The sequence below is a fragment of the Paraburkholderia sp. 40 genome, assembly GCF_050434105.1.
Classification (GTDB): Bacteria; Pseudomonadota; Gammaproteobacteria; order Burkholderiales; family Burkholderiaceae; genus Paraburkholderia; species Paraburkholderia tuberum.
Genome location: NZ_JBNPVY010000002.1, coordinates 481,380 through 503,338 on the forward strand (window position 1 = coordinate 481,380; position 21,959 = coordinate 503,338).

Annotated in this window: 21 protein-coding genes and 2 pseudogenes; 10 read left to right on the plus strand and 13 right to left on the minus strand. The window is 60.6% G+C overall.

The features are described 5' to 3' along the window. Position 1: 1 nt before the first annotated feature. Entirely contained in the window at positions 2-991 is a 990-nt protein-coding gene (gene dhaK / locus OKW28_RS03455; protein ID WP_429443796.1) for a dihydroxyacetone kinase subunit DhaK, read from the plus strand. Positions 992-1,471: 480 nt separating this feature from the next. Here dhaK and OKW28_RS03460 read toward each other — a convergent pair whose 3' ends face one another. The 3 genes from OKW28_RS03460 to OKW28_RS03470 form a co-directional block, all read right to left on the minus strand. Continuing rightward, positions 1,472-2,734: an IS110 family transposase gene (locus OKW28_RS03460; RefSeq protein ID WP_429443797.1), complete on the minus strand. Its 1,263-nt coding sequence runs from the start codon at positions 2,732-2,734 to the stop codon at positions 1,472-1,474. 632 nt (positions 2,735-3,366) lie between these two features. Continuing rightward, on the minus strand, positions 3,367-3,705 hold the full coding sequence (locus tag OKW28_RS03465; RefSeq protein ID WP_429443798.1) for a hypothetical protein: 339 nt from the start codon (positions 3,703-3,705) through the stop codon (positions 3,367-3,369). A 3-nt stretch (positions 3,706-3,708) separates the two neighbouring features. Continuing rightward, positions 3,709-3,867 (minus strand): hypothetical protein, encoded by a 159-nt coding sequence (locus tag OKW28_RS03470; protein WP_262421729.1) that lies wholly within the window; start codon positions 3,865-3,867, stop codon positions 3,709-3,711. 165 nt (positions 3,868-4,032) lie between these two features. Between OKW28_RS03470 and OKW28_RS03475 the strand changes: the two genes are divergently transcribed. Next, a complete protein-coding gene (locus tag OKW28_RS03475) occupies positions 4,033-5,055 on the plus strand; it encodes an IS30 family transposase (RefSeq protein ID WP_429443799.1) in 1,023 nt (340 codons plus the stop codon). Between the two features lie 5 nt (positions 5,056-5,060). On the opposite strand, the pseudogene OKW28_RS03480 reads toward OKW28_RS03475, so the two are convergent. After that, positions 5,061-5,405, minus strand: a pseudogene (locus tag OKW28_RS03480) (IS110 family transposase); the annotation flags it as partial. Positions 5,406-5,520: 115 nt separating this feature from the next. Here OKW28_RS03480 and OKW28_RS03485 point away from each other — a divergent pair. Beyond that, a pseudogene (locus OKW28_RS03485) lies at positions 5,521-6,039 on the plus strand (IS110 family transposase); the annotation flags it as partial. Positions 6,040-6,089: 50 nt separating this feature from the next. Here the strand turns inward: OKW28_RS03485 and OKW28_RS03490 are convergent. After that, entirely contained in the window at positions 6,090-7,601 is a 1,512-nt protein-coding gene (locus OKW28_RS03490; RefSeq protein WP_429443800.1) for a carotenoid oxygenase family protein, read from the minus strand. A gap of 305 nt (positions 7,602-7,906) precedes the next feature. On the opposite strand from OKW28_RS03490, the gene OKW28_RS03495 reads away from it, so the two are divergent. From OKW28_RS03495 to OKW28_RS03505, 3 genes are all read left to right on the plus strand, one after another. Next, positions 7,907-9,778 (plus strand): sensor histidine kinase, encoded by a 1,872-nt coding sequence (locus OKW28_RS03495; RefSeq protein ID WP_429443801.1) that lies wholly within the window; start codon positions 7,907-7,909, stop codon positions 9,776-9,778. Further along, positions 9,775-10,548, plus strand: a complete 774-nt coding sequence (locus tag OKW28_RS03500) for a LytR/AlgR family response regulator transcription factor (RefSeq protein WP_429443802.1) — start codon at positions 9,775-9,777, stop codon at positions 10,546-10,548. The genes OKW28_RS03495 and OKW28_RS03500 overlap by 4 nt, the downstream gene beginning before the upstream one ends. Before the next feature lie 84 nt (positions 10,549-10,632). Then, positions 10,633-11,130, plus strand: coding sequence for a TetR/AcrR family transcriptional regulator (locus tag OKW28_RS03505; protein ID WP_429443803.1), 498 nt, complete (start codon positions 10,633-10,635; stop codon positions 11,128-11,130). A gap of 539 nt (positions 11,131-11,669) precedes the next feature. Here the strand turns inward: OKW28_RS03505 and OKW28_RS03510 are convergent. Further along, the gene (locus tag OKW28_RS03510; protein WP_429443804.1) at positions 11,670-12,671 is read right to left on the minus strand and encodes a D-2-hydroxyacid dehydrogenase; all 1,002 of its coding nucleotides are present in this window, start codon (positions 12,669-12,671) and stop codon (positions 11,670-11,672) included. 94 nt (positions 12,672-12,765) lie between these two features. Further along, positions 12,766-13,929 carry an amidase gene (locus OKW28_RS03515; protein ID WP_429446833.1) on the minus strand — a complete coding sequence of 388 codons (1,164 nt, stop codon included), beginning with the start codon at positions 13,927-13,929 and terminating at the stop codon, positions 12,766-12,768. On the opposite strand from OKW28_RS03515, the gene OKW28_RS03520 reads away from it, so the two are divergent. Continuing rightward, on the plus strand, positions 13,897-14,094 hold the full coding sequence (locus OKW28_RS03520; RefSeq protein WP_429447000.1) for a hypothetical protein: 198 nt from the start codon (positions 13,897-13,899) through the stop codon (positions 14,092-14,094). The two genes, OKW28_RS03515 and OKW28_RS03520, sit on opposite strands and share 33 nt — an antisense overlap. Before the next feature lie 172 nt (positions 14,095-14,266). Here OKW28_RS03520 and OKW28_RS03525 read toward each other — a convergent pair whose 3' ends face one another. From OKW28_RS03525 to OKW28_RS03550, 6 genes are all read right to left on the minus strand, one after another. Next, positions 14,267-14,905, minus strand: coding sequence for an urea amidolyase associated protein UAAP2 (locus OKW28_RS03525; protein WP_429446835.1), 639 nt, complete (start codon positions 14,903-14,905; stop codon positions 14,267-14,269). After that, on the minus strand, positions 14,905-15,741 hold the full coding sequence (locus OKW28_RS03530) for an urea amidolyase associated protein UAAP1 (protein ID WP_429443805.1): 837 nt from the start codon (positions 15,739-15,741) through the stop codon (positions 14,905-14,907). Before OKW28_RS03530 ends, OKW28_RS03525 begins: the two co-directional genes overlap by 1 nt. A 63-nt stretch (positions 15,742-15,804) precedes the next feature. Continuing rightward, positions 15,805-16,614, minus strand: a complete 810-nt coding sequence (locus OKW28_RS03535; protein WP_429446837.1) for an amino acid ABC transporter ATP-binding protein — start codon at positions 16,612-16,614, stop codon at positions 15,805-15,807. A 2-nt stretch (positions 16,615-16,616) separates the two neighbouring features. Continuing rightward, positions 16,617-17,273 (minus strand): amino acid ABC transporter permease, encoded by a 657-nt coding sequence (locus OKW28_RS03540; RefSeq protein ID WP_429443806.1) that lies wholly within the window; start codon positions 17,271-17,273, stop codon positions 16,617-16,619. Further along, positions 17,270-17,917, minus strand: a complete 648-nt coding sequence (locus tag OKW28_RS03545; RefSeq protein ID WP_429443807.1) for an amino acid ABC transporter permease — start codon at positions 17,915-17,917, stop codon at positions 17,270-17,272. The genes OKW28_RS03540 and OKW28_RS03545 overlap by 4 nt, the downstream gene beginning before the upstream one ends. A gap of 6 nt (positions 17,918-17,923) precedes the next feature. Then, positions 17,924-18,772, minus strand: coding sequence for a transporter substrate-binding domain-containing protein (locus OKW28_RS03550; protein WP_429443808.1), 849 nt, complete (start codon positions 18,770-18,772; stop codon positions 17,924-17,926). Positions 18,773-18,978: 206 nt separating this feature from the next. Between OKW28_RS03550 and OKW28_RS03555 the strand changes: the two genes are divergently transcribed. The 3 genes from OKW28_RS03555 to OKW28_RS03565 all read left to right on the plus strand — a co-directional run bounded on the left by OKW28_RS03555 (position 18,979) and on the right by OKW28_RS03565 (position 21,924). Beyond that, positions 18,979-19,896, plus strand: a complete 918-nt coding sequence (locus tag OKW28_RS03555) for a LysR family transcriptional regulator (RefSeq protein WP_429443809.1) — start codon at positions 18,979-18,981, stop codon at positions 19,894-19,896. Between the two features lie 746 nt (positions 19,897-20,642). Continuing rightward, positions 20,643-20,849, plus strand: coding sequence for a hypothetical protein (locus tag OKW28_RS03560; RefSeq protein ID WP_429443810.1), 207 nt, complete (start codon positions 20,643-20,645; stop codon positions 20,847-20,849). 235 nt (positions 20,850-21,084) lie between these two features. Further along, a complete protein-coding gene (locus tag OKW28_RS03565; RefSeq protein ID WP_429443811.1) occupies positions 21,085-21,924 on the plus strand; it encodes a PadR family transcriptional regulator in 840 nt (279 codons plus the stop codon). Positions 21,925-21,959 lie beyond the last annotated feature (35 nt).

Here is a 21,959-nt window from a genome sequence, read left to right on the forward strand (position 1 = left end):
CGTGAAAAAATTCATCAATCATGTGGACGATTTTCTGGCCGAGAGTCTGGCAGGATTCGCCGCAGCCCATGCCGACCTGGTCGTACTCAATAGCGAACCGGTGTTCGTGAGGCGCAAGGACCTGAAGCCTGGCAAGGTCGCTCTGATATCGGGCGGCGGCTCGGGGCACGAACCGCTCCATTCAGGGTTTGTCGGCAATGGCATGCTCGACGCCGCTTGCCCGGGCCAGATCTTCACGTCGCCGACGCCGGACCAGATGATGGCCGCCGCCAGGGCCGTCGATACCGGTGCGGGCGTGCTCTTCATCGTGAAGAACTACTCGGGCGATCTGATGAACTTCGAAATGGCGTCGGAGATGTCCGAGGTGCCGAATGCAATGGTCCTCATCAACGATGACGTCGCGGTAGAGAACTCCAGCTATACGACCGGACGGCGCGGGGTTGCGGGCGCGGTGATCGTCGAGAAGCTGGTGGGCAGCCTGGCTGAAAGCGGTGCGAACCTCGATGAATGCAAGATGTTTGGCGACCGGATCAACAAGCACACGGCTTCGATGGGTGTCGCATTCTCCAGTTGCACGGTGCCGGCAGCTGGCACGCTGACGTTCAAGATCGGCGACGATGAGATCGAAGTCGGCGTCGGCATTCATGGCGAACCGGGCAGGCGGCGCGCGAAATTTGCGTCGGCCGATACGATTGCGGGGGAGTTGCTAACGGCTATCGTCGACGATCTCAAGCCACCTGCGGGGGCTGGCTTGCTGGTGCTTGTGAACGGTCTTGGCGGCACGCCGCTTGGCGAGCTTTATCTTCTCTTCAACTCTACGCGCGCTTGGCTTCAAAAGCGCGATCTGAAAATTGCGCGCGTGCAGGTGGGCGCGCTGACCACTTCGCTCGAGATGGCAGGCGCTTCGATCACACTTTGCATGCTCGACGAAGAGATGACGAAGCATTGGGACAGCGCGGTGCACACGCCGGCGCTAAGGTGGGGTATATAGCACCAAGGCGACAATATGGCGGTGCGAAAGCAAGCGTTCGCCGGTCGAAAGCGCATAGTCGGGAGAGGGTCTCATTGAAGCGGCGTCACTGTCTGCAAGGTCCGATTGTGCAAGAGTTTCATGAGGGCCGAAAGGCGGTGGTTCGAATCCTGGTAAGCGAACGTCTCGCATTGATCTGAGAGCCGACCCTCGTGGTGATGGTCCGAGCGGCCGCTTCACGCCCTGAGGCGGTCCGTCAAGGTTTTTCCGGGGGCATGTGCAGCCCACATCCTTGACCCTGTAGTCTCGGGTGTCGCTCATTCATGAAACGGCGTATGTCCAAGAAACGTCGCACGCCACCTGGCGAGTTGCCCACCGCCGGCCAGCGTCATGGTCATAACAGGCGACCCGCCGGCCGGCCGTGGACAACTCGCGACATCACGTCAAATGAAGGCAACCCACGGCCCCGGAACCAGCTGCGTAATCGTCGACCGGAACGGGTTACCCCGGAAGTTCGAGGTTCCTGAGGAGTGACGAGCCACGCTTCCTGAGGGCGTTGAGGTAGACGCTCTCGTCGTATCGTGTGCCGGTCTGCCAGCAGCGGTAGAGGATCCGTATCCACTTGAACGCCAACGCCCTCACGGCGGCCTGATACGAGCTGCCCTTCGCCCGCTGTTGCCGGTAATAGGCGCCGGCCCAGAACGATTTGTTGATGGTCTGGCCGGCCCATTCGACGAAGGTCTGGCGCAGGAAGGTCGGGCATTGCCAGCGCCAGTGCACCCAGCACTTCTTGCCGCTGCGCTCGGTGACCGGCGCGATGCCGGAGTACTTCTGCAGTTCATCAGCGCCGCTGAAGCGGTCACGTTGCTCACCGAATGCAGCCAGCAGGCGCGGTGTCAGATGCGGACCTGCGCCGGGCAAGCTGTCAAACAGGTCGAAGTCGGGCAGCGTGCGTGCGACTGCCGCGATCTCCTTGTCGAACACGTCGATCGCAGCGAGCGCTGTGCGCAGTTGCGAAACCAACATCAATGCGAGCAAGCGGTGAGGCGCAACGATCCCGGGATCATCAGTGAGCGATGCAGCACAACGGATCGATTCCAGACGTCCCTCAATCAGTTTGGCCCGCCGACAGTTGTGCGCATGGAAGAACGTTTCAAGGGTCTTTCTGCTCGCGCGCCTGACTGCTGGCAGAGTTGGCCAGCGGGTCAGGAAATCACAGAACAGTACCGTGTCGATATCGTCGAACCATTCCAGGGGTTGAGGGTAATACTGCTTGAGTGCGTTGGTTAGCCGGTTGGTGAACCGGGTCTTGTCGCCGACCAGTTCACGACGCTGTTCGATCAGGCTCAGCAAGGAACGCATGCCGGCGCTCTGCGGCCTGAGCGGGCTGAACCGCTCAGGATGGCGCAGCAGCAGGTCGAGTGCCAGCTCGGCATCGGTGGGATCGTCCTTGGCCCGGCTCGGTTTGAACGCCTCACGGTACTTCGCAAGCATTGCGGGATTGACCGGGAACAGTGTGAAGAACGCATGTTTCTGCAACACAGAGACGATCGGCCCTCTGGCCAGCTCAAGCGCGATCGCGATGGGGCCACCAAAGCGCCGATGTAATACCTTTGCCCATTCATCGATGCGTGTAACCTGGTGAGGAATGCAGTCGAACTCGCGCCTGTCGTCGCCAGCCTGCTGCAGGCAGATGTCATGTTTGGTATCGGCCCAGTCGATGCCGACAAAAGCCTTGAAATGCTGATTCGATAGCGGCGCCATGCGAACCTCCGCAAGTGATAGATTACCCGGTAGGGACATGCATGCTTGCGTTCAGCGAAGGCAATATAGTGAGCCGGTGCGACGGCGAACCCTGAGTATTCGTTATCGGACGCAAGCGCACCCGTGGACTCGAAGCTAAAGCGGCAATCGTCCAGGCGTTTGGGTCGACTTATTCGTAGTCCACGGGTGCATGTTCCGCATTGACTGGCAGCGAGCTGCCAGTCCCACCAGTATCAATGAAAGCGGAACGGACTATCTATACCGAGTCGAAAGTACGCGTTCGTTGAACTCGGTAGCGGCTGTTCGCCGCCGCTCCTCGATGAACGACCGGTGAGCAGCGGTAAGCAGGCACGTCCGCGTCGACACACGAACGACAGCTGTGGCCGAGCTGCTGTCTCTGAGGCGCCGTCATGAACGACCGGTCCATCTTGTTACCTGCGCTTGAACTCCCAACGTCGCACCGGCGACGATGCGGTCGACAAGACTCGTTCAGCGATAAGGCTAACCTGTTCAACCGAAGGTAACGAGCGGCCTGAGTATCGCGACGGTGAGTTCGGGATGCCCCGTGAGAAACGGCAATCCATGATCGGCAGTCTGAGCGACGCGCGGAGCCGCATGGGGCGGTAAGCCCTCTAGTCGCGCTCGTGAAATTCCCAGGGATTCATCCTGTCGACAGATACCGGCGCATTGGGTCGGGGCACGATGCCCTTCAGGGCTTGCATTGAGCCATCCGGTGCGGACGGCGGATCGACGCGAAGCCAACGCCCCAGCGTATCGCGGACACACTGCTGGCAAAGGTCAAGGCTCACATGGGCGCCGTCGCCGAAAATCGAGCCAAAGCCGCCACGCCAATCGAGCGATATCTTTTCGTACCACTCCCACTGATCGTCAACGGGCGTCATGCGCCGGCCGCAGCGGTCGCATGTGCAGGCCGCGACCTCCTGCACCGTCCTGTCCCGGTATTCGCGCATGACCTATCCTTTTCCCCAGTCCGAATTTTCCCAGTCCGGCGGCACGAGACCAAGCTGCTTCGCAGTGTCGACCGGCAGGCGCAACAGCACCGTGCCCGGGCCGCGCTCCATGTTGCCGAGCATCGTGACTTCAGCGGCTACACCGTCGAGCTCGAGATACACGACGTCCTCCGGCTCAAGAATCTCGGTGTAGAGATCCCAGCCGGGCTGATCACCCTCTTTCGCCTGATACCTGATGTGGTTCCTGGTACTCGTGAATCCCTGTCTTCTTTTGCGAGGGCGGCCTCAAATTGGAAGTGCAACACCTGTTTCGTATAAGGTGTTGCGATGCACGAAAGAACTCAGTATCAACAACTTCAGCCTGAAGAGCGCCTGATCATTGCAAGTCTGCATCTGCAGGGTTCGAGTATCCGGGCCATGGCCCGGATACTCGGTCGCTCGCCAGCCACCGTTAGCCGTGAACTGGCGCGAAACAGCTTGCCTGCTGGCTACGCGTCCGTGTCGGCTGAAGCGCTCAGTGCCGCACGCCGCAGCGCGGGTCGCCGCCCCCCAAAGCTTTGCCTGCAAAGCGTCTGCTGGCGCATCGTTCTCACTCTGCTCGAGTGGAAATGGTCACCTCAGCAGATATCGGGCACACTGAAGCGTATGTATCCGACCGACCCGACCCAGCAGGTTTCGCACGAAACCATCTACACGGCTATCTACGCCCAGCCGCGCGGCGAACTGCGCCGTCAGCTCATTGCGTGCTTGCGCCATGGCCACAGCACGCGCATGCCGCGTACACGGGGCACAGACCGGCGCGGACAGATTCCCGACATGGTCAGTATTCATGTGCGGCCGCCCGAAATCGAAGACCGACTGCTGCCTGGGCACTGGGAAGGCGACTTCATCAAGGGTGCCGGCAACCAGTCCTCGGTAGGCGTGCTGGTCGAACGGACCAGCCGTCTGGTGCTGCTTGCCAGGATGGAAGATGCCACCACCGCTTCAGCGCTGGCCGGCTTCTCCGCCAAACTCAATTCGATTGTCGCGCCATTACGGCAGAGCTTCACCTACGACCAGGGCAAAGAAATGTCGCGGCATCAAGAACTCACCGCCGCAACCGGCGTGAAGGTGTACTTCTGCGACCCGCACAGTCCCTGGCAACGCGGCACTTGCGAAAACACCAACGGGCTGCTGCGCCAGTATCTGCCCAAAGGCACGGCCCTTTCGGTCTACAGTCAGGACGAACTTGACGCTATCGCCGACAGTCTGAACAGCCGACCTCGTGCAACTCATGCCTTCCATTCGCCGTTCGAGGTCTTCGCCGCGACCCTTGCTTCAGCAAGTCAACCTCAAGGCTCTAAACATTAAACCCGCTGTTGCGCTTCACTCTTGAAACCGCCCATGGCCGGGCGCGAAGGTGCTTCGCAGATCGCCTCGGCATCGACGAAATCGTTCTTGTTCGACTTGACGAATGGCCTGACGAACTGCGGCGAGATAAGGCGCACCGTGTGCCCGAATTCGGCCAGCTTGCGCGCCATATGATGCGAACCGGCGCAGGCCTCCATGACGACGGTACAGGCGTGGAACGTCGCGAAGAATTCGATCAGTTGTTTGCGGCTCATCTTTTTACGAAACACAGCCTTGCCTTTCGCGTCCTGCCGATGCAGGTGAAAGCTGTGTTTGCCGAGATCGATACCAACGAGCGTTACGTCGTCCATGATGGCCTCCAGTTCGGTATGAACACTGCCAGCCTAACCTGTCCAGCGAGGTGGGGTGGACCATCCCATTAGTGGAAGTGTCGAAGCAACCACCTGACCGAGGGGAGCGTCCATCATGAAGATTACGACAGTTGGCATCGATCTGGCGAAGAACGTTTTTGCCGTTCATGGTGTAAATGAGCATGGCCGAACGGTGCTGAAGAAAGTGCTCAAGCGGAATCACGTTGCGGAGTTCTTCGCCAACCTCCCCGCTTGCGTGATCGGGATGGAAGCGTGCGCCAGCGCGCACTATTGGGCCCGCAAGCTGCAGGCCATGGGCCATACGGTCCGACTGATTGCACCGCAGTTTGTCAAACCGTACGTCAAGACGAACAAGAATGACGCGGCGGATGCCGAAGCAATCTGCGAGGCAGTCGCGCGCCCGAACATGCGCTTTGTGCCGGTCAAGAGCATCGAGCAGCAATCGGTGTTGTCGCTGCATCGCGTACGCGAGGGTTTTGTGCGGGCGCGAACCGCGCAGGCCAATCAGATTCGCGGACTGCTGGCCGAATTCGGGATCGTTATTCCCAAGGGAATTGGGCATCTCGAGCGCCAGGTACCCGAACTGATCGAAGATGCAGAGAACGAACTAACGTCAAGACACACCGCGCCGCGTCGCTCTATTGGGGCAGCCGCCGTCGTCACTCATTCTGCCTGCACCCAGCAGCCATGAAAGCTCAATGGGAGGGTGTGCGTGAGCCACACTTTTGCAATGGGGCCGTCTTCGATGCGGTTTGCGCGAAACACTGCCAGGCAGTTCTGCTGAAGCCGGCTATCGAGAACCTCGACGAGCAGCCAGCCCTCATCCTGCAGCGAGTCGGCCTTGTCCGGCCCTGCGGCAAAAATGGGTTCCGCGCAATACTGCCCCGGCTGGAACGTGAACTGTTGGCGCCTGCCACCCAGCATATCCATGCGGACGATTGCATTCCAGAAGCCGGTATCGTCGGTGCCCAAACCGAAATAGCCGTACCGGTTCTGTCGCAACGCGTGCGCGGGATTGATCGTGGGAAACTCGTGGCTCCCAGTGTCCAGCGTTTCCATACGCGCCCGCCGCTGGTCTGGCGCAATGACGAAGCGTCGTATGGCGCCCGGCGCGCCTACCACTCCCTGCTGGTCGTTCATGACCGCGCGCCAGCTCGCCTCCGGACCCACAAAAGTACTGGGATTGTCGTACGCGACGCAGTCTGCAACGATTTCGCCGCCCCGCTCGTAAGCGTTGACGCCATGCCACATCCATACCGCTTCGGTCTCGATCTGTATGGGGTTTTCGCTGCCGCCCCGGTGCACGACGAGCAGCAGGCCGCCTGCTTCGAGTCGCCACTGAATGCATCCCAATAGACTGGTTTGACCTGCCTGCCAGCTTGCCACGTCCATGAAAGCCGGATGCAGGTGCAGCACGATGTAGCGCTCAGTCACGAAGAAGTCATGCACGTACACGTAGCGCGGCGCTTGCAGTACCCGGTGCCAGTTCAGCTTGCCCTCCCGGTCAAATTCCGTCAGGTGTATCTGCAGCGTCGGCCCGTACTGCGTACCGAAATGGATCCATGCACCACTCACAGGATCTTCCTTGGGATGTGCCGAATAAACAGTCAGTCCGCTCGGCAGCCCCAGCAGCGTTACGCCGCGCGTCAACAGCGATTGCGGCTCGAGTTGGTAGGGTTGAAATGACTCGTCGAACGCATAGAGCTGGTTGTTACGCCACCGTACCGATATGCCTGCCTGGCCGCCGTGAAAGTCGGGACGCGCGTTACGAGCCGGTCCGCCCGGAAGCTGGGAGGCCCACGTCGAGTAGAGGTATTGTCCGGCCTTCGATTCGTCGAGATATTTGGTGGTGCGGACAAAACGATTCTGAAACGTCACCCCGTCTGAAGCGATCCGGTAGCAGCGGATCATCCCGTCGCCGTCCAGGATGTGTTGCTTGCGCCAACCCGCTCGCTCGAACAGACCTGGTCCGTCGCGAAACAGCGTGCCTCGCAGGTTGTGTGGCATCTGCCCCTCGACTCGTGCGGCGTAGTTCAACTCCTGGTCCATCGAGTTCGCCAGTGCAAACCAGGGAAGCGGTGGCGCCGATGCAACGGTCTGAGCGAGGCCACGCGCGCCGGTGAAAGCGTCGAGCGTGCTTAAGACGCCCAGCTTGAGCAGGTCCCTTCTTTGCATGTCGTTCCTCCGGTGAGTGATGGCCGCGTGATGCGAGACCTTCTGGAGACACCGTAGGAGCTCAGTGGCGCAGATCCCAGACTGACCGGCGCGAACGCGGGAATTGGCGTGCGAACGGTGCAATTGCGGCGGCGAACGCGCAGTGCAAAACGGCCGCGTGCGAAACAGCCGGCCGCTTCGTTCGCAACCCACGTTTACGCGTTCGACGCCAAAATCCGGCGCTGAGCCCGACGAGCATGCAAACCGTAACGGTTTGGCGCAAACTTGAGCGGCAGCACGCGAGGCAGCCTCGAATCTGGACACTCATGGACGCACAGCTCAATCCGGCGACGCTATTGGGACAGCTCATCGGCTACGGACTCAGCTTGATGCTGGCGGTTTTGCTGGCAGCGCTCGCGTGGCGGTCTCCTGGCGAAGGCCGTCATGCACGTGCGCTCAACGCCGCGTGCGGAGCCGTATGGAGCATGGGCGGGCTGACTCGATTCAGCCTGCTCGCTGCAGGTGTTCCTTCGCAATCGACGGCCGTACTGTGGGTCAACAGCCTGTCTTTCTGTGCCCCTGCCGCGTGGCCGATCTGCCTGTTGCTGTTCTGGAACACCAGCCCCGCGACCACGTCGCGCAGGAAAGCAGGAGACTGGCTCCTACGCTGCACATTCGCCCTGGCCGTACTCCAGATGATCGGTCTCGCAGTTGCGCCACGCGCGTTTCCCCAATGGCTCGATGCACTGCACTGGATGACCGGATATAGCGCGCTGGCTGTCCTGTTCTGCGCACTCGTCCTGCTTCGTCCGCACATTTCGTCGGCTGCAGAGCGGGTCGGGCTCGCGCTGATCCTGTTGGGTCCGTCGCTGAGCATGGCCGCGCACTGGATGCGAATGTTGAGCGTCTTGTCCACGCGTTGGGATCCGCCGCTCGATATATTGGCGAAGCAGAGCATCGTCCTGACCATGCTCGGTGGGCTGCTCTATCTCGGCCAATTCCGGGCTGCCGACTGTTTCGCCAAACTTGGCTTGCGCGTCGTACTCGCGTGCACGCTGGGCGTGTCGCTCGCATGGATCGCCATGTGGTCGTCGGGCGGAGGCTTCGCGCTGCGCACTGCGTCCGACGCGGCGGGCGCCGCCCTCTTCTGCGCGGCGGCGACCGCTGCGCTGCTGCTAACAGGCTGGATCGCAAGCGCAGGTGACCGCCTTGTCGACCAGCGCGTCTTCGGTCGTGACGATCCGCAGGCGGCACTCGCCGAATTGCGCGAGCGCCTCGCCCAGCAGGAGACACAAGCGGCCGTTTTTCACTGCGCCGAGCACTTTCTGCACGACATGCTGAACATCGAAGTGCGCGTGTCGCGACGCACGGCAGAAGCGGTCCCATCAAATGATCTTGTCGCGGTCCCCGTGGGCGATGTCGAGCTCTTCGAGCTATCGGCGCGCCATGGCATGCGCCGCCGAGCACTGCTGAGCGGGGAACTGGACATTCTCCGGCAGGCGGGATATGTGGTCGGGCGACGGCTCGAAGCGCTCGAACGCGAACGAGAGCGCATCGAGACAGCGCAGCGCGAGGCGAGTCTGTTGCACCAGGTGGTCGAGGCTGAACTACGGACGCTGCGCGCACAGATCAATCCGCATTTCCTGTTCAATTCGCTCAATACCATCGCCGCCATGGTGCATCAGGCGCCCGAGATCGCTGAAACGATGACGCTGCGTCTGGCCAGTATTTTTCGTCACGTTCTGCACCAAAGCGCGCAATCATTCGTCCCGCTGCACGAGGAGACTGCGTTCCTGAAGGCCTATCTGGAGATCGAGCAAATCCGCTTCGGACAGCGCCTGCGAGTGGACTTCCACATCGCCGACCAGACAGCCGACTGTCCGATTCCTTCGCTCATCCTGCAGCCGCTTGTGGAGAATGCGATCAAGCACGGCTTTGCACCGAAGCTCGGCGAGTGCCAACTGGTGGTCAGCGCGGAACGGGTAGGAGCCGAGCTCATACTGAGCGTCGCGGACAACGGAGGCGGAACACGTATTGCCAGTGCGAACGACGCGTCGAACGAAGGGGTCGGGATGCGCAACGTGCGTGATCGGCTGAAAGCAGCCTATGGTAGCCACGCACGTTTTACGTTCAATAGCGAACCACGGCGAGGCAGCCGTGCGACAGTGACAATACCGCTGCAGGCGGAGCAGGTATGAGCGTCGAGTTGCGCACACTGCTGATCGACGACGAGCAGGCCTCGCGGCTGCGTTTGCGCAGGCTGCTGGAGAGCCGGCCGGAAGTCCACATCATCGGCGAGGCGCGCGACGGGCTTGAAGCGACAGAACTCATCGAGCGCTTGCGGCCCGACCTGATTTTCCTCGACGTGCAGATGCCCGGGCTCGACGGATTCGAAGTGCTGCGCGCCATAGAGCCGGCTACGCCTCTTCCGTTAGTGATCTTCGTCACCGGCTACGATGAACATGCGCTGCGCGCTTTCCAGGCCCAGGCGCTGGCCTATCTGCTCAAGCCGGTAGAGGCGGAGGTTCTCGATGCGATGGTCGAGCGTGCGTGCGGAATTCAAAGCTATCGCGAGCGCCGCGCCGAGCATGACGACAAGGTGCGTGGCGCGTTGAACCAGATGCCGCGTGCGGCCCGGCACATCGTTGCCCGCAAGGCCGGGCACCTGCTGTTGCTGGAACCGTCGGATATCTGCTACTTCTGGATGGATGCGGGCATTCTGCGCGTTCAGACGGAAGCCGGGCACTACTGGGTCAACTATGCGATTGGAGAACTGGAAGCGACACTATCCGAGAGCGGTTTCTTTCGCGCCCATCGCGGCGTGCTGGTGAATCTGCACAAGGTTCTTGAGATTCGCCCGACCGCCCGCAGTTCGTTCCAGTTCGTCATGAACGACCGTAATCGGACAGTGATCGATGTCAGCGAGCGCCAGGGGCGGGCCCTGAGGTCCCGCATTCCCGGTCTTTGACAGCCTGTTGAGCCGACTGAAAAATTGCGGTTCTGTCGCGATAAAGATTATCGCTTGAACAAAGCGTGAAAGATCGCCTGCCGTGTGCAACGGTGGCGCGAGCGCGGCATTGAGGGAATCAGTGTCGGCGACATCATGAAAGAAGCTGGCTTAACCGTCGGCGGCTTCTACAAGCATTTCGAGTCACGCGATGCGCTCGTGACGGAAGCTTTCATAATGGCGTTGCAGGACATCGAGCATATTCAGGCCGCGCTCAAGACGGCGCCTGAGCGCGCAATAAGCACATATGTGTCGGAAAGCCATCGGAACAACCTCGGCAGAGGTTGCCCAATTTCAGCGTTAGTCAACGACGTACCGCGCGCGCCCGAAGCAACCCGCGAGGCATTCACTGAACGTGTCAGTGAGATCATCGCTTTGCTCGAACAGACTTTGCCGGATACAGAAGACGCCCATGCTAAAGCGGTGATGATCTTCAGCACCTGCGTGGGTTCAATAGCGCTCGCTCGCGCCGTGAATGACCCGCGTCTGTCGAACAGGATAATCGTAGGAGCTCTGGCGGAGATGCTCAAGATGTACGAATGATGTCGATCAGCGGAAAAGGATAATTCGCTGGCTTCGACCATAAGCCGGTTGATGGAGCAGAGCGGACGCTCGAATGTCTGCGCGGATCAGCGGCCGGAGGGCCGCAGTTGGCCGATTGCACGCGCTGAACGATGATGCATAAAGCGGTCGCTGGGGAGGACGACCTGTTTTCACCGGCTGCTTACGGTGAAGTGGGTCGAATGCGTACAGTCGGCCATGAAGCGACGTTGGCCCAAACTTTCACACGGACGTTCAAATGTCGGATCCGCCCAGAAAGCGGACCTTCGCTCGCCAATTGCGCTCCTCGCGTCATCGGCCGAAGCGGACGTCCGCGCAGGTGTGACGCGGCCCAAACGCGTATGTCCGCTTTCGCTCGTTGTGAATGTTACTTTCGGCCCGATGCGACCGACCGCAGTGTCGGAGTGACCACGTGCGTAGCGTCGGCGACGAGGCTAAGAACGCGTCTTTCTCCGGGTAGACCATGCGGCACACCATATCGCGAATGACCTGCTGCGCAATCCTCACAGCGAGTCAGCCTCCTAGTACTCATTCATCCGATCCACCACGTTTTGAAGTGGCCGACCGGTAAGATGTTGCCGCAAATTGGCGAAAAGCAATCGCATCGTTTCCGTCATGTAAGTGGTTGGGTCGTCCGCACCTACATGCGGATTGATCATCAGATTCGGGCATGACCAAAGCTCCGACGATGAGGGCAACGGCTCTTGCGGCAGCACGTCCAATATCGCGCCGCTTAGCCGGCCATTCTTTAGCAAGTCGACGAGCGCGCCGTGATCCAGAACCTCCGCTCGCCCGATATTCAACAATGCTGCCGCCGGCTTCGCAGCTTCCAATACCGAACGGTCAACGAGGTTCCGCGTACCGGAAGTCAAGGGCGTAGCGATCACGATGAAGTCGGCTAATTCGACCGCATCCTGTAGCTGGCTCGGCAAATAAACTCGCTCGACGCCGGGGACACTCATGCCGGAACGCCGTACGCCAAGGACTTTCATGCCGAGCGTGCGGCCAGCCGCCACTGCTGCCTGCCCCATATCACCAAGCCCGATTACCAGGAGCGATTTTCCTCGAATGAGCGGTGTGAAAACCTGCTCCCATTGCGCCCGCCGCTGGTGCCCCACGATTTCTGGGAGGCGCGCGTTGAGTGCGAGCAACGACATGATCGCGAATTCGCGCGCCTTCTCTGCGTGGACCCCGCTGTTGTTGATTAGCTGGACGTTCGACGGCAACCAGTTCAACGGCATGACGTCCTCCACGCCGGCATCGATCAGGTGAATGAACTGAAGATGGGGCGCAGCCACGGCCAGCTCACGGCGCGGAAACCGTGGATCGCAAATGACGCCCGCCGATGTAACGAGCGCGGTCGCAGTCGATAAACTGCCGGCGATGTCTTGCAGATCGCTACCGACGGTGAACCGCACGTCGCCCGGCAGCGCGGCATCGCTCGAGCGCGCGGCGTCGACGAGTTCAGGCGTCAGCCAGAACGGGCGGGGCTTGGAGGTCGTATTTTCCAGGTGGACGTGCATCTGTCGTGTTCCGTTTATTGAGTAATTCGCGCCATAACCTTCCTGGTTGACGGCGCGCGTCCGCGAGAGCAGGCAATCGCGTTACGAGCCGGGCTCATTTCGTCAGTCTGTCGTAAATCCACTGCGCGCTCGAGAGCAAGCGATGGTCCTCGCCCCAGCGGCCGACCAGTTGCAGTCCGACCGGGAGCCCGTTGCTGCCACGCGTGAACGGCAAGTGCACGCAGGGCAGTCCTAGCAAGGTCCAGGCGCGGCAAAACAGCGGATCGCCGGTCGCATCGATGCCAACTGGCGCTTCGCCCGCTGCACTGGGCGCGAGCAGCACGTCAAACCGGTCGAACAGGGCATCAATGCGATGTCTTGCGCCTTCGGTACGCACGAGGTTGGCCGCGTGTGCGCCACCGGAAATCACGCTGCCACTGTCCAGTTGAGCCTGCAATTGAAGGCTAAGCTGATCCCGGTGATGCAGCCGTTCAACGCTTAGCGCACGGCGCATTTCGAATGCCATGACTTCCTTTTGCAACGCAACCAGATCCGGCAGATCGTCCGGTAGCGCGACGTCTGCGAGCGCTGGCGCAACATGGGTTAGTGCGGCAGTCGCTGTGTCCCACGCACGTTGCGTGTCCGCTTCGGCATATGCCCACTCAGGCGTCCGACACAGGCCGATGCGTGGCGCTGCTGATTCGTCCGGACTGGTATCGAGCCGCGCGTCGCCGGTGAGCACAGCGCCCAGCAGCGCCACGTCACGTACGCTGCGTCCAAATCCTCCCGGCGTATCGAGCGTCTCCGACAGGCTCTTGATTCCAGCCCGCGGAACGCGCCCCGAACTCGGCTTATAGCCGACTACGCCGCAATACGCGGCGGGCCGGATGACCGAGCCGGCCGTCTGCGTACCCAGCGCCAGCGGCAGCATGCTGTCAGCAACCGCCGCTGCCGAGCCGCTCGAAGATCCACCGGGTGTGCGCGCCAGATCATGTGGGTTACGGGTGGCCCCGGGATAAAAATAGGCGAATTCAGTCGTTACGGTCTTTCCCAACACCAAAGCGCCAGCCTCGCGGCACAGAGCGACGGAGGCCGCGTCAGCCTTCGGGCGGTGCGCACCGTAGACGGGCGAGCCGTAGCTGGTGGGGAAATCGATGGTGTCGAACAGGTCCTTCACGCCGATCGGCAGCCCATGCAGCAGCCCGCGCACGGGGCCCTTATCGAGGGCGTGCGCCTGCGCTAACGCATGAGCGCGATCGAGATGCGCAAAGGCGTGCACCTGGTCGTCGCGTTCCGCAATCCGGTCAAGGCACGCATGCAGCAGATCGACCGCGCGAAGTTCGCGTTTCGCCATGAGACGTGCGGCTTGCCATGCGTCCAGTTGATTGAGTTTCGAAGAGTTCATGCTTCGAGTTCCCGGACGCTTCCCTGCGATAGTCGGTGAGACACGGCGAGAAAAGCCGCGGTTTGTCCCCGGTTGCTTTCTGCCAAGCAGTACAAATAGATCATTGAAAGGTTACGAATGTCGTCATTCGAGTTAAAAATGAGGCACGGACCAGCCGCCCCGGCCTGACTGCCCGAACTCGTTCGCAGGGCAGGGAGATTTTGTCACCCGCCTATGCGGGCTGCGGCGCGGCGTCCCATATCAGCACGCGTACGGGCGTCGGGTTGAAGTCATTGCTAGGGTTGTTGATCTGTGGGCAATTGGAGAACACACAAAGCAGATCCATCTCGGCGACGAGATCAATGTAGCTTCCCGGTGGCGATATACCGTCGAGCACGGCGAAATTGCCGGCGTCGTCGATCGGCACGTTCATGAAGAAGTTCACGTTGGGTGCGATGTCCCGCTTGCCCATCCCATACCGGCCGAGTTCCAGCACAAAATTCTCCCTGCATGCGTGCTGGTAGCGGGTTGCCTCGCCAAACCGGACCACATTGCTCTCGCATGAACAACAACCCGCCAGCGTGTCATGCCGGCCCGAACTGTCTTCGACAACGCGCGCCATCACGGCACCCTGGTTGGATACGAGCCGCGTGCCCAGTCCTATGTAAGCCGATCCCTGTTCGCGCACCGTGTCCTGTGCGCTATAGCGCTGCGCAGTGTCCGCGGCGCTGTAAAACAGGGCATCGACTGCCTGCTGTCCTTCAATGTCGATGAGGCGCAGCTTCTGTCCGCGACGCAACACGTGGGACCACGGCGAGCGGGCGGGTATGACCACGTCGAGCACGAGGTCCGTAATAGCGGACGTTTCCATCATGACTTGCTCCCGCGGCGGATGTGCCGCTCAGTTTGTTCGAATGCGCGCTCGACTTCGCTGCAGGCATGGCGACAGGAATCGTCGGGGTCCACTTGAGGTGCGACAAAATGGATCACGTCAACAGGCGCAGGGAGTGTTTTCACAGCCGGATCAAGCGGATGGCCCGCGTTGGACAACACGACGAGGAGGTCCATTTCCGCGCGAACGTCGACAAAATCTCCCGGTGTCCGGCGCTCGGGGTGCCAGACGAACCGGCCGTCGGCTGCGATCCCCACCGGTGCGAAAAAGTTGATGCAGGCCGGAACATCGCGACGCGTCAAGCCAAGCTTTGCAGAGGCGGCGAAGAAGTTATCGCGGGAATTCCTCGCCGCTGAGGGTCCGAGCGCTTTCTCCATCGATTCTCTCGTGGTTGGCCCGACGAGCGGGTCGTGGGCGCCGGAGGTGTCTTCCACAATGGAGAACGCTACCCGTCCCATTTCCGTATAAATCACGCGGCCCTTGCGCAGCCCGGTGCTCCACTGCACTTTCATCGTGTCCGCGGTATTCAGGCGCTCCGAGGGATCGGCTTCGCACCACGCAACCATCGAAACGGCAGAGGTCCCCGCCGTGTTCACGATGCGCAGCGCTTCGCCACGCGCCAGACGGGTGGTCCAGTACCAGCCGCCCGGGAGGTGTTCGCGGTGCAGGACGGCATCGTCGTTCACTGGCTGATCGCGCGCGGTAAGGGGCGGCAGTGCTTGCGCCGACGCGCCTTGCCCTTCGGCACGAAGTGCTTCGTAGCGTGCGCGATGCGCGTCGCGTTCGGCCATTGGGGTGTTCGAATGGGTACTCATGCCAGCAGCTCTGTAGATGTCATCGCCCGGGGTCCTAGCGTGGTGGTTTAGCTGTGCTCGTGGTCAACTGCTTGCCAACGAGCGGTCCGATGCAGTGGAATAGCGCTGCAAAAATTGGCGCGCGCGCTCCGTGGTCGGAGCGGTGAAGAAAACGTCAGGCGCCGCGCTTTCGACAATCGTGCCTCGATCCATGAAGGCAACGCGGCTTGCGGCATCCCTTGCAAAAGCCATTTCGTGTGTGACGACGATCATGGTCATACCCTCGCTTGCGAGATCCCGCATAACGGCGAGCACTTCGCCAACGAGTTCGGGATCGAGCGCACTGGTCGGTTCATCGAAGAGCAGCAGTTCCGGTCTCATTGCCAGCGCTCTTGCGATTCCAATCCGTTGCTTTTGACCGCCCGAAAGACGCGCCGGGAACGAGTCTCTCTTCTCATGCATTCCAACCCGGCGCAAGAGTGCTTCTGCTTCCTCGCGCACCACGTCTTTAGGGCGGCGCTGCACGTGCACCGGCGCTTCCATCACGTTTTGCAAAACAGTCAGATGAGGCCAGAGCGCGAAATGCTGAAACACCATGCCGATGCGCATGCGCATCCTCGCGAGATCTCGGTCGCTCATGACGACGCCGGCGCGTGAGACGCCGACCTGTTCTCCGTTCAGCAGAATGCGCCCCTGGTCTGGACGCTCGAGCCAGTTAACGCAGCGCAGCAGCGTCGATTTTCCTGAACCGGATGGTCCTAACAGGCAGACCGTCTCTCCCGCAGCAACGCTAAAGCTGACGTTGTCGAGCACCTGCAAAGATCCAAAGCTCTTCGAGAGTCCAATAATATTCAGAACGGCGTGGGAATCCATTTTCGTAGGGAAGTGCATCATGTTCACCGGCGCGCCTCCGCCATCCGACCCAGCGCCGATACACAGGCTTCGACGACGAGACAAAGTGCCCAATACAGCAACATGGCGGTGATAAAGGCCGCAAACGGGACGAAATACTGCGACTGAATGGCGCTCGCCGCGTGTGTGAGTTCTGGTAGCGCAATGATCGTCAGAAACGCGCTGTCCTTGACGATCTGAATGATCTGATTGCCTATCACCGGCGCTGCGTTCAGGGCGAGCGGCGGCAGCACGATGCGGTGAAAGAGGCGCAGGCCGCTATATCCGAACGCATGGCCTGCTTCGATTGGGTCGCGCGGCAGGGAGCGCCAGGCCGACCCGAAGATTTCGGCCATATAGGCGGAGTGGTAGGCAATCAATGCCAGTACCCCTGCGCCCCAGTTGTCGAAACGCAACCCGAGCGATGGCAGGCCGTAGTAGATAATGTAAGCAAAAAGAAGGAAAGGCGTGCAGCGCGCGACGTCTATCAGGACACGGACAATATGGCCAGCGGCGCGCGTCCGGCGAACGAGAACCGTTGAAATCAGCGCGCCGATTACGAGCGCACTTAATGCGGCCAAGACCGACAAAACGACGGTGTTCGCAAGCCCCGACAGAAGCAGATTGCGGTGCAACCAGACAATGCCGAAATCGTGGATCATGCCGAAGCCTCCAGGCGAGCCTGTCTGCGCTCGATCCAGCGCTGAACGCTGACGAGCGCGAAGATGATCGGTATGTAAATCGCAAGGGCGACGCAGAACGGCGGCAATGGTTCATAGGTGTCCGCGCCGACGCGAACCGCAGCCCGTGTGATATCGACCACACCAACAATGGCAAGTACCGGCGTGACCTTGATCAATTGCGACATCTCGTTGACCAGCGCGGGCAGGCTCGTGCGTGCGATCTGTGGAAGCACAATACGACGAAGACACATGCTCCGCCGCATACCGACTGCCCGCGCGGCCTCCAGTTGTTCCCGCGGAAAGGCGAAGAGTGCCGAGCGCCAGATCTCGCAATAGAAAGCCGAGGTATTCATCGTGAGCGCAAGCACTCCGGCGGCGATCGGACCGATTTCAATGCCCATATCGGGCAATCCATAGAACAGCAGCAGCAGGAGTGTGACTAACGGCGATGCCCGCAGCAAACTCACGTATACGGCGACGAAGCGCGCAACGGCAGGTACACGCCCCCAGCGCAGCAAGGCCATCGCGAGTCCGATAGGCAGGCCCAGGACAATGCCGGCAATCGACAGCAGGAGCGTGGTCAACGCCCCGCTAAAAATCGACAGTACGTCGGAGTAACTCATTCGCGCTCAGTACTCAGGGGTGAAGGTCACCGGCAGGTTGAATGACTGGCCGAACCATTTCTTCTGCAGGGTCGCCACCGTGCCGTTTGCCTTTTCCCTGGCGATGAACTGATTAACGTACGCGAGCAGGTCCGCATTGCCCTTTTGCACGGACCAAGCTGCCATCGACGGAGCGGCTACAGGTTGTCCGAGCGCGAAGACGCCGGGCTTCTGATTGACGAGCGTGGTGAGGTTGATGATCGTGTTCACGACGTAGTCAGTGCGGCCCAGTGCCAGGTCCTGGTATGCCTCGGGATACGAGGTGTACTGCACGATCTTGCCCATCTTCCCGCCGCTCTTCTCGATCTGTTCCTGCAGTTGGGACAGGTGAGCGAGTTGGGCGCTGCCGGCCTGAACGCCCACGGTTTTGCCGCTCAGGTCCTTGAGCGACTTGATCGAGTCGTCGTTCTTCCGCTTGACGTAGTAGTCGGTGGCGTCCGCAATCGGACTTGCAAAGTCGAGCGATTGCATCCGGTCCTTAGTCATCGTTGCCCCTGTGATCGCGATGTCATATTTACCCGTCGCCACGCCAGCGAGGATGCCGGTGAAGGGCAAAATTTCATGACGGATCTCGAAGGGCGCGTACTTCTGCAGCGCGTCGACCATTTCATTGTCAAAGCCCGTAGGCTTGCCGTCCTTGACGAATTCAAAGGGCCGGTAGTCGTCTTCGGTGGCCACGACAATGTAGCCGCGCTTTTTGATTTCCTCGAGGGACGCTGCGTGCGCAGTGCCGATGGTTGCCCATGCAACCAGGGGAAGCAACATGGCGGCGAGGGCTCGGCGTCGGGCAACTATGGCCTTTGAAAGCTTGGTCATCTTCAGATCCTGAAAGGTTGGCAAAAGTCGTGGCAACGGCTTAGGGCACGAACGGACAGCGAATTGAAATCAATTGCAGCAAAGACGGCACGGGGAGGCAGCACATCAGTGCGCACTGGAATCCCGCCCGTCGAGAAAAGTATTGAGAATCAAAATTGGTGGGTCCAATATATTGCACACACATATTTGATACGTGGGATATATCAATGACCGACATACGCCAGTTACGCCAGTTCATCGCCGTTGCGGAGGAGTTGCATTTTCGACGTGCAGCCGAGCGGCTCCACATGACGCAACCGCCACTTACGCAGGCAATGCACAGCCTCGAGGCATCTCTTGAGGTGGCGTTGTTCGATCGCACCAGGAAAAGGGTGACGTTGACGCCGGGCGGCGAAGCACTGCTTGCCTATGCACGGCACCTGATTCGCGCCTCAGACGAACTGCCGAGGATCGTCAAGGCGGCTGCGGAAGGACAGACCGGCCGTCTACGCCTTGCCTTCGCCTCGACGGTGTCCTATGGAAGGATGCCCGGCTGGGTCAGTGGTTTCCGGCACGCGAACCCGGACGTTCTGCTTGAGCTTCGCGAGGCAACGCTCGATGTGCAGATTGAGGCGCTTGGCGCAGACCAGGTGGATGCCGGTTTTATCCTGCACGCTCTAGGCGCTGCGCCGGTCGGACTTTCAGCGCTAACTTTGCTGGTCGAGCCGTTTCTCGTTGCGCTTCCGGTCAATCACCGGCTTGCGAACCGCGACCCGGTGTCGTTCGCAGACATCGCGTCGGACCCGGTTGTCATCTTTCCCCGCCAAATCATGCCGTCGCTCTTCGATGCACTGCTGTCGTACTACCACCAGAAGGGAATCACCCCTCGTATCGCGCAGGAGGCCATCGAGATGCAGACTATCGTGAGCCTCGTGGCAGCGGGGATGGGCATTGCATGGGTGCCCCACGTCTTTGCGCGTTTTGCCCGCCCCGGCGTGGCGTACCGGCAGGTAGACGACATGCCGGTTTCGATCGAAACGAGTCTGATCTGGAACAGCTGCGAGACTCCAATCGTCGACCGATTCGTAGACCATATTAAAAGCGCTCCTAATTTCTCGCCGCCAGTTTTCGATCCGATCATATAACTGAGAGATGATTCCGAGATCGCGTGAAGGAGCGAGGACCTCGACGAGCGTGAGTCACACCTACCTATTACCTATTCCCAGGCGCGTTTGAGGAACGCCGCTTGTAACAGTTAAAGAAGGTATCGACGGCACATTTTGAAGGCGCATAGCCGACTTCACCTCCACTTTGAGAGAGACTCGTGAAAGCAGCGGCTCGGTATATGTCATATGCATCGTTTCGGCAATCGGGTGCCGGCTTATATGAAAGCCGCGTGAATGCTCATTGCGCGCTCCCCCAGCCGGTCGGCTACGGGCATTAAAGCTTTTCGCAAGCGGTCATTTGCGGCGCTCTTAGCGGTAGTTCTGTGAATGACCGCTCCGCGCCCGAACTCCTGTCCCGGAGACGCCGACTTGGAGGACCGGACCGCTCCCTTAGCTGCCCGTCGATGGTCGGGAGTGTGAGTTCGCTGATGCAGGAAGCTGCCGTCTAGCTGCTCGATGCCGCCACCGTCAGCAATCCGCCGCATTGCTGACGCAGAACTCAGCCCGGCCCAATGTCAGCAATGGCCGACATTGCGCCACTCGAAACTGCCCGCGAATGTCGCCCGATTCCGGCGATGGGCTAGTCACGAGCCTGGCCCGCACCTCCTTCCCGCCGTAAGAAGGCCACCGGCATGAAAGCGCATCGAAACATTCGTGGAGCGCCGCCTCCGGCGGGACGAATGCGCACCCTCATGTAGTCAGCCATACCATCTCCGAGCGCCAGCATGCATTCCGTGGCGGATCTGGTGTGGAATGAGGATCTGGCGCGGCCGCGGATCAATGTCGACGAGGCCGACCAGTGGACGTTGCGCGTCTTCGGCAAGGGCGGCAATCTCCGCATGAGCAAGAGTCCGAAAGTCATGAGTCGAAGACGTCTGCTTGATCCGAGGCACGGGATCACTTCAATCCATCCCTATTTAAGCGACCGATAAATAGCCATTGCTTCCGCCCTACTTTCAGGCGTTCAAACCCTGCTAACCCCGGCAGAAAATGCTGCATTGCAATGCGCCTTTTGGACCTGCTGCAGACTTTGTTGTCTCTGAAAGCGGGGTTTTCGTATGCCGCAGACTTTGTTGTGCGCCGATAAGATCGCAAAAAGAGTTTGACAGACAATCTTAAGATATATATCTTAAGATGCATCTTACGACACTCATAGGAGCGTCCCAGATGCGTCATCCTCATCATTTTTCCGCTCCGCGCGGCGCGCGCGACCGTTTTCATGCCGGTTTCGGCCTTCCGCCGCCACAGGCGAGCGAACTCGCCGACCTAGGCGCCTCCGAAGCATGTGCTTCCTCCGGCGCCCGTCACCACTACGGGCTGCACGTTTTGCGTCACGCCTTTGGCCGCCATCACGAGTGGCGCTTCGGCGGCCGTGGCTCGCGGTTCGGCGGTGGTTTCGGTGGTCCGAGCGGATACGGTGGTTTCGGCGGCGGCCCCGGCGGCGACGGCGATGGTTTCCCGCGTGGCCGCAAATTCAGCTCCGACGATCTGCAACTGCTGCTGCTATCGCTGATCGAAGCGCAGCCGAGTCACGGCTACGAGTTGATCAAGGCGCTCGAAACGCGCTCGAACGGTTTCTACTGCCCGAGCCCCGGCATGGTCTATCCAGCGCTGACCTATCTCGAAGAACTCGGCTACGTCACCGTGCAGCTCGAAGGCAACCGCAAGCGCTATGAGCTGGCGGATGCGGGCCGCGAATATCTGGCCGCGAACCGCGAGCGCGTCGATCTGATGCTCGCGCGACTCTCGCATATCGCACGCAAGATGGATTCGGTCCGCCGCGCATTTGCCGGCGAGGAGCCGGCCGACGTCAGCGAAGGCGGCTGGGTGCCCGAGCTGAATGAAGCGCGCCGCACGCTGAAGAACGCGCTGCTGCGCCGCGACAACGCGCCGGCGGACGAACAGCGCCGCATCGCAGCGATCCTGATGCGCGCGGCCAAAGAAATCGAAGGCGGCAACCGTGGCGACATCGCAAAGCCCGGCAACGACAGCGAGCCGACCGCCTGACAACACGCGCCCGTCCACGAGGCGACCCGCGCGTC

Bases quoted from the DNA above. Each gene is read 5' to 3' on its own strand.
- OKW28_RS03460 (WP_429443797.1), bottom strand. From the start codon at position 2,734: ATGGCGCCGCTATCGAATCAGCATTTCAAGGCTTTTGTCGGCATCGAC.
- OKW28_RS03465 (WP_429443798.1), bottom strand. From the start codon at position 3,705: ATGCGCGAATACCGGGACAGGACGGTGCAGGAGGTCGCGGCCTGCACA.
- OKW28_RS03475 (WP_429443799.1), top strand. From the start codon at position 4,033: ATGCACGAAAGAACTCAGTATCAACAACTTCAGCCTGAAGAGCGCCTG.
- OKW28_RS03490 (WP_429443800.1), bottom strand. From the start codon at position 7,601: ATGCAAAGAAGGGACCTGCTCAAGCTGGGCGTCTTAAGCACGCTCGAC.
- OKW28_RS03495 (WP_429443801.1), top strand. From the start codon at position 7,907: ATGGACGCACAGCTCAATCCGGCGACGCTATTGGGACAGCTCATCGGC.
- OKW28_RS03500 (WP_429443802.1), top strand. From the start codon at position 9,775: ATGAGCGTCGAGTTGCGCACACTGCTGATCGACGACGAGCAGGCCTCG.
- OKW28_RS03510 (WP_429443804.1), bottom strand. From the start codon at position 12,671: ATGCACGTCCACCTGGAAAATACGACCTCCAAGCCCCGCCCGTTCTGG.
- OKW28_RS03520 (WP_429447000.1), top strand. From the start codon at position 13,897: ATGAGCGCGATCGAGATGCGCAAAGGCGTGCACCTGGTCGTCGCGTTC.
- OKW28_RS03525 (WP_429446835.1), bottom strand. From the start codon at position 14,905: ATGGAAACGTCCGCTATTACGGACCTCGTGCTCGACGTGGTCATACCC.
- OKW28_RS03530 (WP_429443805.1), bottom strand. From the start codon at position 15,741: ATGAGTACCCATTCGAACACCCCAATGGCCGAACGCGACGCGCATCGC.
- OKW28_RS03535 (WP_429446837.1), bottom strand. From the start codon at position 16,614: ATGATGCACTTCCCTACGAAAATGGATTCCCACGCCGTTCTGAATATT.
- OKW28_RS03540 (WP_429443806.1), bottom strand. From the start codon at position 17,273: ATGATCCACGATTTCGGCATTGTCTGGTTGCACCGCAATCTGCTTCTG.
- OKW28_RS03545 (WP_429443807.1), bottom strand. From the start codon at position 17,917: ATGAGTTACTCCGACGTACTGTCGATTTTTAGCGGGGCGTTGACCACG.
- OKW28_RS03550 (WP_429443808.1), bottom strand. From the start codon at position 18,772: ATGACCAAGCTTTCAAAGGCCATAGTTGCCCGACGCCGAGCCCTCGCC.
- OKW28_RS03555 (WP_429443809.1), top strand. From the start codon at position 18,979: ATGACCGACATACGCCAGTTACGCCAGTTCATCGCCGTTGCGGAGGAG.
- OKW28_RS03560 (WP_429443810.1), top strand. From the start codon at position 20,643: ATGCATTCCGTGGCGGATCTGGTGTGGAATGAGGATCTGGCGCGGCCG.
- OKW28_RS03565 (WP_429443811.1), top strand. From the start codon at position 21,085: ATGCGTCATCCTCATCATTTTTCCGCTCCGCGCGGCGCGCGCGACCGT.